Annotated in this window: 10 protein-coding genes and 1 pseudogene; 4 read left to right on the top strand and 7 right to left on the bottom strand. The window is 72.7% G+C overall.

Going from position 1 to position 10,165, the window contains the following annotated elements; translation table 11 throughout:
* Positions 1-673: TerD family protein (locus tag GTW43_RS36290; RefSeq protein WP_202502378.1), on the top strand; the 673-nt coding region annotated here is incomplete at its 5' end.
* A 126-nt stretch (positions 674-799) separates the two neighbouring features.
* On the opposite strand, the gene GTW43_RS36285 is transcribed toward GTW43_RS36290, so the two are convergent.
* From GTW43_RS36285 to GTW43_RS36260, 6 genes are all read right to left on the bottom strand, one after another.
* Positions 800-1,789 (bottom strand): zinc-dependent alcohol dehydrogenase family protein, encoded by a 990-nt coding sequence (locus tag GTW43_RS36285; protein WP_161306229.1) that lies wholly within the window; start codon positions 1,787-1,789, stop codon positions 800-802.
* On the bottom strand, positions 1,786-2,631 hold the full coding sequence (locus GTW43_RS36280) for a carbohydrate ABC transporter permease (protein ID WP_161306228.1): 846 nt from the start codon (positions 2,629-2,631) through the stop codon (positions 1,786-1,788). The genes GTW43_RS36285 and GTW43_RS36280 overlap by 4 nt, the downstream gene beginning before the upstream one ends.
* The gene (locus GTW43_RS36275) at positions 2,628-3,575 is read right to left on the bottom strand and encodes a sugar ABC transporter permease (RefSeq protein ID WP_161306227.1); all 948 of its coding nucleotides are present in this window, start codon (positions 3,573-3,575) and stop codon (positions 2,628-2,630) included. Before GTW43_RS36275 ends, GTW43_RS36280 begins: the two co-directional genes overlap by 4 nt.
* Positions 3,572-4,945: a sugar ABC transporter substrate-binding protein gene (locus GTW43_RS36270; protein ID WP_161306226.1), complete on the bottom strand. Its 1,374-nt coding sequence runs from the start codon at positions 4,943-4,945 to the stop codon at positions 3,572-3,574. The genes GTW43_RS36275 and GTW43_RS36270 overlap by 4 nt, the downstream gene beginning before the upstream one ends.
* A gap of 82 nt (positions 4,946-5,027) precedes the next feature.
* Positions 5,028-5,789 carry a DeoR/GlpR family DNA-binding transcription regulator gene (locus GTW43_RS36265; protein WP_202502377.1) on the bottom strand — a complete coding sequence of 254 codons (762 nt, stop codon included), beginning with the start codon at positions 5,787-5,789 and terminating at the stop codon, positions 5,028-5,030.
* 294 nt (positions 5,790-6,083) lie between these two features.
* A complete protein-coding gene (locus tag GTW43_RS36260; RefSeq protein WP_161306224.1) occupies positions 6,084-6,926 on the bottom strand; it encodes an NAD(P)-dependent oxidoreductase in 843 nt (280 codons plus the stop codon).
* Between the two features lie 260 nt (positions 6,927-7,186).
* Between GTW43_RS36260 and GTW43_RS36255 the strand changes: the two genes are divergently transcribed.
* The 3 genes from GTW43_RS36255 to GTW43_RS36245 all read left to right on the top strand — a co-directional run bounded on the left by GTW43_RS36255 (position 7,187) and on the right by GTW43_RS36245 (position 9,974).
* Positions 7,187-8,134 carry a 5-dehydro-4-deoxyglucarate dehydratase gene (locus tag GTW43_RS36255; protein WP_161306223.1) on the top strand — a complete coding sequence of 316 codons (948 nt, stop codon included), beginning with the start codon at positions 7,187-7,189 and terminating at the stop codon, positions 8,132-8,134.
* Entirely contained in the window at positions 8,131-9,294 is a 1,164-nt protein-coding gene (locus GTW43_RS36250) for a hypothetical protein (protein ID WP_161306222.1), read from the top strand. The genes GTW43_RS36255 and GTW43_RS36250 overlap by 4 nt, the downstream gene beginning before the upstream one ends.
* A 101-nt stretch (positions 9,295-9,395) precedes the next feature.
* Positions 9,396-9,974, top strand: a complete 579-nt coding sequence (locus GTW43_RS36245) for a TIGR03086 family metal-binding protein (RefSeq protein ID WP_161306221.1) — start codon at positions 9,396-9,398, stop codon at positions 9,972-9,974.
* Here the strand turns inward: GTW43_RS36245 and GTW43_RS37790 are convergent.
* Positions 9,934-10,165: pseudogene (locus GTW43_RS37790) on the bottom strand (MFS transporter); the annotation flags it as partial. The gene GTW43_RS36245 and the pseudogene GTW43_RS37790 overlap by 41 nt on opposite strands.

Raw genomic sequence — 10,165 nt, 5'->3', positions numbered from 1 at the left:
CCCGACCACTGCGCCGGTGGACCCGCGCATCGCCCCGCCCCCGCCGCCGGCCGCGGCCCCCGCGGCGGCGCCCGCCGCTCCGGCCCCCGGCGCGGGGAAGATCAATCTGGACAAGGGCCGGGTCAGCCTGCAGAAGAACCAGACGGTGTCGCTGGTCAAGGGCGGCGCCCCGCTGCTGAGCCAGGTCAAGATGGGCCTCGGCTGGGAGCCCGCGTACCGGGGCAAGGACATCGACCTGGACGCCTCGGTCATCGCGTACGGGCCCCAGCGCAATCACATCGACAGCTGCTACTTCGGCAAGCTCTCGATCGTGAACGGCGCGATCAAGCACTCCGGTGACAACCTGACGGGTGAGGGCGGCGGCGACGACGAGGTCATCGTCGTCGACCTCGGCCGGCTCCCGCAGGAGGTCACGGGCCTGGTCTTCACGGTGAACTCGTTCTCGGGCCAGAAGTTCACCGAGGTCGCCAAGGCCTACTGCCGACTGGTGGACGCGGCCACCGGCGAGGAGCTCGTCCGCTTCGACCTGACGAACGCGGAGCCCCAGACGGGCGTGATGATGGCGAAGCTGATCCGGCAGTTCTCCGGAGAGTGGGACATGACGGCGATGGGCGACTTCGTGAAGTCCCGCACGGTCCGCGGCATGGTGAAGCCGGCGGCGCAGGCGCTGTAGGGAGCATCTCCCCCCGTACGGCGATGCCGGGCTCCCCACCGTGGGGAGCCCGGCATCGCCGTACGGGCGGGTCGGGACGGGGCGGAGCCGGCGCCCGAGGTCAGGGCCCGGAGCCAGGGCCCGGGGTCAGGGCACCACCACGATCTTGCGCCCCACGCCCGAGGCGAACTGGTCGAGGGCCTGGGGGTAGGCGTCCAGCGGGAGACGGTCGCTGATGAAGACGTCGGGGTCGAGGACGCCGCCCGCGAAGAGTTCCGCGGCGCGCTCGTAGCTGTGCAGGACCGCCATCGAGCCGGTGATGGTGATCTCCTGGTTGTAGATGCGGTACGGGTCGATGGTGACCCGGGTCGCGTAGTCGGAGACGCCGAACTGGAGGAAGGTGCCGGCCTTGGCGACGCGGCCGAGGCCGTCCTGGATCGCCGCCGCGTTGCCGGTCGCGTCGACGACGACGTCCCAGCCCTGCGGGCGGTCCAGCTCGTCGGGGCCGGCGGCCGAGGCGGAGACGCCGAGCCTGCGGGCGGTCTCGAGCCGGTCCGGGTTGAGGTCGACGACGTCGACGCTCGCCGCTCCCGTGCGCTTGGCCAGTTCGAGCATCATCAGGCCCATCGTCCCGGAGCCGTAGATGAGGACGTGGGAGCCGAGCCGGGAGTTCAGGACGTCGTAGCCGCGGACCGCGCAGGACAGCGGTTCGATCAGGGCCGCGTCCTGGGTGCGCACGTGGTCGGGCAGCGGGACGCAGTTGGCGACGGGCGCGAGCGCGTACTGGGCGGCGCCGCCCGCCGTGGTGACGCCGATGGCGGCCCAGCGCTCGCACAGGTTTCCGCGTCCGGCCCGGCAGTAGCGGCACTCGTGGCAGTGCAGGGAGGGGTCCACGGCGACCCGGTCGCCGGTCCGGACCTCGGTGACGGCGCTCCCCACCGCGGCGATCGTGCCGGCGAACTCGTGGCCCGGGACGACGGGCAGCGTCGGCGCGAACTCGCCCTGGCGGATGTGCAGATCGGTGCCGCACAGGCCGCAGGCGGCGACCTCCACGACGACGTCGCGCGGTCCGGGTGTGGGGTCGGGGACCTCGCCGACGACGACCTTGCCGACGGACTCGACGATCGCGGCCTTCATTTCACAGCTCCCAACGACAGGCCCTGGACGAGTTTGTCCTGGGCGGCGAACCCCGCCGCGAGCACCGGCAGGGAGATGACGAGCGACGCGGCGCACACCTTGGCCAGGAACAGGCCCTGGCTGGTGATGAAGCCGGTCAGGAAGACGGGCGCGGTCTCGGCGACGACGCCGGTCAGGACCCGGGCGAACAGCAGCTCGTTCCAGCTGAAGATGAAGCAGATCAGGGCCGTCGCGGCGATCCCGGGCAGCGCGATCGGGGCGACCACCCGGGCCAGCACGGTCGGCAGCCGGGCGCCGTCGATCTGTGCGGCCTCGATGACGGCGACCGGCACCTCGGCGAGGAACGACTGCATCATCCACACCGCGATCGGCAGGTTCATGGAGGTGTAGAGGATGACGAGCAGCCAGATGTTGTCCAGGAAGCCGGTGTTCTTCGCGAAGAGGTACAGCGGCAGCAGGCCCGCGACGACCGGCAGCATCTTCGTGGACAGGAAGAAGAACAGGACGTCGGTCCACTTCTTCACCGGGCGGATCGACAGGGCGTACGCGGCGGGCAGCGCGAGCAGCAGCACGCACAGCGTCGACGCGACGGACGCGACCGCCGAGTTGATCAGCGCGGGCCAGGGGCCGAGGCCGCCGCCGGCGCCGAAGAAGTCGCGGTACCCGTCGAGGGTGAGGGCGGCGGCGAAGGACGGCGGGTTGGTCGCCGCGTCCGTCTCCGAGTGGAAGGAGGTCAGCACCATCCAGGCGACGGGCAGGAAGAACACGATCCCGGCCAGCCAGGCGACGAGCCCGAGCCCCTTGGTCCTGAGGAACGACTTGACGGAGCCTGCGTCGTTCATCCGCGGGCCACCTCCTCACGGAACAGCGACGACACGACACGCAGCGCGAACGTCGCGATGATGATCGATCCGATGACGACGAGGACGCCCGCCGCCGAGGCCAGACCGTTCTCGTGGGCCTGGTAGAAGGACTGGTAGACGGTGTACGGCAGGTTGGCGGTGCCGAGGCCGCCGGACGTGAGGGTGAAGACGGCGTCGAAGTTCTGCACGATGTAGATCGACCCGAGCAGGGCGCCCAGTTCGAGGTAGCGGCGCAGGTGGGGCAGGGTCAGATGGCGGAAGACCTGCCAGGGTCCGGCGCCGTCCATGCGGGCGGCCTCGACGAGTTCGGGGGAGCGGGACTGCAGCCCGGCGAGCAGGATCAGCATCATGAACGGCGTCCACTGCCAGATCAGCGAGACCTCCACCGCGATCAGCGGGGTGTCGGAGATCCAGTCCGGCTGGGGTCCGCCGACGTAGTGCAGCAGGCCGTTCAGGAGCCCGTACTCGGGGTTGTAGAGCACGTGCTTCCACAGCAGCGCCGCCGCGACCGGCACCAGCAGGAACGGGGCGATCAGCAGGGTGCGGACCAGGCCGCGTCCCTTGAAGCGGCGGTCGAGGAGCAGGGCGAGGCCGAGCCCGACCACCAGGCTGACGACGACCACGCTGACGGTGAGCACGATGGTGGTCAGCACGGACTTGCGCAGGTCCGCGTCGGTGAGGACCTCCGCGTAGTTGCCGAACCAGGTGAAGTGCCGGGCGTCGGGGTAGAGCGCGTTCCAGTCGAAGAACGAGATGACCAGCGTGGCCACGAACGGCAGCTGGGTCACCACGATCATGAAGACGAGCGCGGGGAGCAGCGGGGCGCGGGTGGCCCAGGCACGCAGCCGGCCGGGGGAGCGCGGAGCGGTGGTGGTGGGGGCGCGGGAGGCGGAGACCGGGGCCGCCGTCGGTGTCGTGGTCATCGGCCCTCGTACTCCTTCGTGATCTCGGAGGCGAGTTTCTGGGACTTGGCGATCGCCGTGTCGACGGACTGGCGCCCGGCGATGGCCGCGCTGATCTCCTGCGAGACCTTGGTGCCGAGATCGGTGAACTCGGGGATGCCGACGAACTGGATGCCGGGCGCGGGCCGCTTCTGCACCCCGGGATCGCGCGGCCGGGCGCCCGCGATGGCGGCCCTGGTCTGCTCCTGGAAGGCGGCGGCCTCGTTGCGGTAGGCGGGGATCTCGTAGGTCGAGGCGCGCTTGCCCGCGGGCACGTCCGACCAGCCGACCTGTTCGCCGACGAGCTTCTCGTAGCCCTTGCCGGAGGCCCAGGAGACGAACTTCCAGGCGCGGTCGGGGTTGTGGGAGGCCTTCTGGACGCCCCAGGCCCAGGTGTAGAGCCAGCCGCTGTTGCGGGTGCGCTCGACGGGGGCGGGCACATAGCCGATCTTGCCCTTGACCGGGGACTTCGCGGACTCCAGGGAGCCGGCCGCGGAGGTCGCGTCGTACCACATGGCGGTCTTGCCCTGGGTGAGGTTGTTGAGGCACTCGGCGAAGCCGGACTGGGCGGCGCCGGACTCGCCGTGCTCGCGCACCAGGTCGACGTAGAACTTCGTCGCGTCCTTGAAGCCCTTGTCACCGAGGCGGGCGTTCCAGTCCTGGTCGAACCAGGTGCCGCCGAAGGTGTTCACGACGGTGGTGAGGGGCGCCATCAGCTCGCCCCAGCCGGGCAGTCCGCGCAGGCAGATGCCCTTCATGCCGGGCTGCGCGCCGTCCGCCTTCGCGGCGAGGTCGGCGACCTGCTGCCACGTGGGGTGCGCGGGCATCGTGAGGCCCTTTCGCGCGAAGACGTCCTTGCGGTACATGAGGAAGGACGACTCGCCGTAGAAGGGCTCGCCGTAGAGCTTTCCGTCGTCACCGGTGAGGGACTCGCGCATCGGGGCGAGGATGTCCTGCTGGTCGAAGCCGGAGTCCTTCTTCGCGTACGAACCGAGCTCGTGCAGCCAGCCGTTGCGGGCGTAGATCGGTATCTCGTAGTTGCTGAGGGTGGCGACGTCGTACTGGCCGGCCTGGTTGGCGAAGTCCTGGCTGATCTTGTCGCGGACGTCGTTCTCGGGCAGGACGGTGAAGTTGACCTTGATGCCGGTCTCGCGGGTGAAGTGCTCGGCCGTGAGTTTCTGCAGGTCGGTCATCTGGGGGTTGTTCACCATCAGGACGTTGATGGAGTCACCGCCCTGTCCGAGCCCGCCGGCGCCGGCCCAGCAGCCGGACAGGAGAGGGGCGAGCAGCGTCCCTGCGGCGGCCGTCGCGAGCAGGGCGCCCGGTGGCCTCCGTCGGCTCTGGGTTCGCATGAGTGCTCCTGGACTTTTGTCGTGTAGGGGGACGAAAGGTGCGCCGGTGGGTGTGCGGAACCGCCGGACGCCCCGGGGGAGTTCAGACGCGGATGACCTGCGGGCCCATCAGCGCGTAGCGGTGTGCCTCGGACGCGGGCAGCTGGCTGCCGGTGACGATCGCCTCCAGCGCGCCCACCGGGGCGAACCGGCAGAAGCTGACGGCGCCGAACTTGGTGTGCACCCCGGCGAAGACCGTGCGCCGCGCCGCCCGGATCGCCTGCGCCTTGACCTCGCTGACGGCGGGGTCGGGGGTGGTCAGGCCGTGGTCGCGGGAGATGCCGTTGGCGCCGATGTAGGCGAGGTCGACGACGAATCCGGCGAGCATCTTCGTCGTCCAGTGGTCGACCGTGGCGAGTGTGCCGGAGCGCACCCGTCCGCCGAGCAGCAGCACGGTGAACCCCTCGGCCTTGGCGAGTGCGCCCGCCGTGGCCAGGGACGCCGTGACGACCGTGAGGGGGCGGTCGCGCGGCAGCGCCTCGGCGATCAGCTGGGGAGTGAACCCCTCGTCGACGAAGACGGTCTCGGCGTCCCCGAGCAGGTCCGCGGCGGCCGAGGCGATCCGCCGCTTCTCCGGGACGTGCATCGTCGTGCGGAAGGCGAGTGTCGTCTCGAACCCGGCGCTCTCCACCGGGTACGCCCCGCCGTGCGTGCGCCGCACCAGACCGTGGTCCTCCAGGGCGCGCAGGTCGCGGCGGACCGTCTCCCTGGCCACGCCGAGCTCGGCCGCGAGGTCGTTGACGTCGACGGCGCCGGTGCGCCGCGCCGTGCGCACGATCTCCCGCTGCCGTTCCTCCGCGCTCATCCGGTCCACCCTCTTGCCGCTCTCGCCGTGACTGCCGTGCCTGCCGTGCCCGGGTGCCCGCGGGCGCCCGTTCGGGCCCGGTGCGGCCCGTACGGAAGTTGTACCGGCGTCGTACGGCACAGGCCAGGCCTGTCACGGGCCCGATGCTGCCCGTTCGTGCCCGTTTCGCGGGAGGCGATGATCGGCGCCGACCTGCGCCGGAGCGGGAGAGGGGCGGCGTTCGGGCGCCGCGGGTGCCCGGACAGCGGTGCGGGCGGGCCCGTATGGTGCCCGCCCGCGGTGTGCCGCCGTGTCTCAGTAGGGCCAGATCGGCGGGTCGTTGATGAAGCGGCCGCCCATGTGGCGGTGGGCCGGGTTGTCCTCGCTGAGCGGGCCGAACTCGGCGAGCAGCTTCTCCGCGTAGACCTCGGAGTCGTCCTGCGGCGCGTAGCCGAGCGCCCGGGCGCTGGACAGGTCCCACCACACCCGGGTGTTGGCCGACGAGCCGTACACGACCGTGTGCCCGACGCCCTCGGCGGTCAGCGCCGCGTCGAAGAGCCGGGCGCCGTCGGCCGGGCTCATCCAGACCGACATCATGCGGACGTCGGTCGGCTCGGCGAAGCAGGAGCCGATGCGTACCGAGACCGTCTCGACGCCGTGCGCGTCCCAGTAGTACTGCGCGAGGTCCTCGCCGAAGGACTTGGACAGGCCGTAGAAGGTGTCGGGGCGGCGCAGCGTGCCGACGGGGACCAGCGGGGCGCCGTCCTCGACGCGCGGGCGCGGGGTGTAGCCGATCGCGTGGTTGGAGGAGGCGAAGACCACGCGGGGGGCCGCGCCGTCCCGGGCCGCGCCCTCCTCGCGCACGGCCTCGTACAGGCGCTGGGTGCCCCTGATGTTCGACTCGAGGATCTTGTCGAACGTGGACTCCAGGGAGATGCCCGCGAGGTGCAGCACCCCGTCCACGCCGCGGACGGCCTCGCGCAGGGCCGCCGTGTCGTTGAGGTCCGCGACGATCGCGTCCGGGGCGTTCTCGACCGGGCGCACGTCGAGGAGGCGCAGGTCGTAGCCGTGCCGGGGCAGCAGCTCGCGCATCAGGGTGCCGAGGCCGCCGGCGGCGCCGGTGAGGAGGATGGTGCGGGACGCGGCGGGAACGGCCATGCGCGGAATCTCCTGGGGCGTATGTGTGAGCAGGGTTCACATCCATGGACACGCTAAGGAGCGTCCGAGTGTCGCGTCAAGGGCCGCACCGCCGCCGGCCCCGATCGCGCGGAGGTGAGCCGGAGGCCGAAATTCCGGCGACGCCGGACGAGTTCGGGCGCTTGACCGCCCCCTTTGGGGCGGCTTACGGTGAGCGCGTTCAGAGATGTGGACGCGGATCAGAAACGTGCACACACGGTGTGCCAGTTCAGGGAGAGCCCGTGACGTCAGCCCCGCTCGCCGCCCGACTCAGCATCCCCCGGGGGCCGCTGTTCTTCCCCGTCACCGCGTACGGACCCGACGGCGGCGTCGACCTCGACACCTACCGCACCCATGTGCGGCGCGGCGTCGAGGCCGGGGCCGCCGCGGTGTTCGCCTGCTGCGGCACGGGGGAGTTCCACGCGCTCACGCCCGAGGAGTTCGAGGCCTGCGTCGCCGCCGCGGTCGAGGCGACCGGGGGCGCGGTGCCGGTCGTCGCGGGCGCCGGGTACGGGACCGCGCTCGCCGTCGACTTCGCCCGCCGGGCCGAGCGGGCGGGCGCCGACGGACTCCTCGCCATGCCGCCCTACCTCGTGGTCGCGGGACAGGAGGGCCTGCTGCGGCACTACACGCAGCTGGCCGACGCCACCTCGCTCGACATCATCGTCTACCAGCGCGACAACGCCGTGTTCACCCCCGAGACCGTCGTGGAGCTCGCGCGGCACCCCGGCGTCCTCGGCCTCAAGGACGGCCTCGGCGACCTCGACCTGATGCAGCGCACCCTCAGCGCCGTGCGCACCGGGGCCCCGGACGCCGAGTTCCTCTACTTCAACGGCCTGCCCACGGCCGAACTGACCGGGCTCGCCTACCGCGGCATCGGCATCACCCTCTACTCCTCCGCCGTCTTCTGCTTCGCGCCCGAGATCGCCCAGGCCTTCCACCGGGCGCTGAACACCGGCGACGACACGACGGTGAACCGGCTCCTCGACGGCTTCTACCGCCCGCTCGTCGAACTGCGCGGCCAGGGCCGCGGCTACGCGGTCTCCCTCGTCAAGGCCGGTGTCCGGATGCGCGGCCTCGACGTCGGCGAGGTCCGCCCGCCGCTGCACGAACCCCACGAGGAGCACCTCAAGCGGCTCGCCGAACTCCTCGACCGCGGCCTCACCCTGGTGGAAGGAACCGGCGCGTGAGGACGTCCGTCTTCGTCTACCCCTGGGACGTCAACGGGGACCCGGACGCCGCCCGCCGCATCGCCGACCTCGGCGCCGAGCAGGTGACGCTCGCCGCCGCCTACCACTCCACCCGCGCGCTCACCCCGCGCCACCCGCGCCACCGCGTCGTGACCGCCGAGCACGCCGCCGTCCTCTACCCCGCCGGGCGGGAGCGCTGGCACGGCCGGGTCCCGGCCCCGTACCCCGCCGGGGACTGGGCGCCGGGCGACGCCTTCGGGGAGGCCGCCGCCGCGCTCACCGCCGCCGGGCTCGACGTGCACACCTGGGTCGTCCTCGCCCACAACTCCCGCCTCGGCGCCGAACACCCCGACACGTCCGTCGTCAACGCCTACGGCGACCGCTACCCCTGGGCGCCGTGCATCGCCCAGTCCGCGACCCGCGCGTACCTCGTCGACCTGGCCGCCGAGGCCGCGACCCGGCCCGGCGCCCGCGGCACCGAACTCGAATCGCTCGGCTGGTACGGGCTCGCGCATCTGCACGCCCACGACAAGACGGCGGGCGTCGCGCTCGGCGAGGCCGGGCAGTACCTGATGTCCCTGTGCTTCTGCCTCGCCTGCCGCGAGGGGTACGGCCGCCAGGGCCTCGACCCCGACGCGCTCGCCCGCTCCGTACGGACCGCCCTGGAACCCGTGTGGCGCGGCCAGGTCCCCGACGAAGGCGGGGACGCGGTCGAGAAGCTGCTCGGCGCCGGCCCGGCGGCCGCGACCCGGGCCCACCGGGACACCACCGCGCAGAGCCTCCAGGAGGCGGCGGTCGCGGCGGTGCGGGCGGCGGCCGGCGGCCCCGGCTTCCAGGTCCTGCTGCACGCGGACCCGGTGCCGTACCACTGCGGGGCCAACGTGGGCGTCGACCCCGCGCACATCCTCTCCGTCGCCGACGGCGTCGTCGTGCCCTGCACCGGCGGGGCCGGCCTCGTGACCCCGTTCGCCGCACAGGGCCGGGGCGTGATCGCCGCGAACCTCACGGTCGTCGCCGGCATGGGCGGCAGCCCCGGCACCCTGCGCGCCGACGCCGAGGCCGCCCGCGCCCTCGGCGCCCACGAGCTGCGGCTCTACCACGTGGGTCTCGCCTCGGACGCCGATCTCGCCGCGGTCCGGGAGGCGCTCGCCGTACTCTGAGCCGCGGCACCGATGAGTCACGGGCGGCGGAGAGGTCAGTAGGGGTGAGGATCCGCGGTGGGTCCTCACCCGGTACCGACCGCTCTCCGGAAGGGACACCCATGAGTGACACGACAGTGGACATCGGCCCGCAGGCCCGCATCGTGGCACGGCTCGTGCACGGCGTCCGCGAGGACCAGCTCGACCTGCCCACCCCCTGCCCCGACTACGCCGTCCGCCACCTCCTCGGCCACCTCGGCGGCCTCTGCGCGGGGCTGGGGGCCGCCGGGCGCAAGGACACCGGCCCGCTCACCGACACCGCGCCGGGCAGCACCCGGCCCGAACTCGCCCCCGACTGGCGGGCCGCGCTGCCGCCTGCCCTCGACGACCTGGCCGAGGTGTGGGACGACGCGGCGGCCTGGGAGGGCATGACCCGGGCCGGCGGACTCGAACTGCCCGGCGCCGTCGCCGGTCTGGTCACCGCCGACGAACTCGTCGTGCACGGCTGGGACGTCGCACGGGCCACCGGCCAGGAGTACACGCCCGACGAGGCCGCGCTGCGGGCCGCCGAGCAGCTCCTCGCACCGCAGGACGGCGGCGGCGACGGACTCTTCGGCCCGGTCGTCCCGGTCCCCGACGGCGCCCCGCTCCTCGACCGGGTCATCGGACTGAGCGGCCGCGACCCGTCCTGGAAGCCCTGACCCCGCGGCAGTACGCGGCCAGCGCGAGCCCCGCCCCGCCGGTCACCGGCAGCAGCACGGACACCGGCGCCAGGGCCACCAGCCCCGCGCCCGCGGCCATCGCCACGGCGCCCGGCGTGAAGAGCACGGTCCCGGCCGCCGCCGCGGTCCGGCCGAGCACCTCGTCCGGCACCGTGCGCTGCACCGCCGTC

Origin of the sequence: Streptomyces sp. SID5785, assembly GCF_009870065.1 — a bacterium.
Classification (GTDB): Bacteria; Actinomycetota; Actinomycetes; order Streptomycetales; family Streptomycetaceae; genus Streptomyces.
Note: the sequence above shows the minus strand (reverse complement) of the source record. Positions and strands in the feature narration are given on the sequence as shown.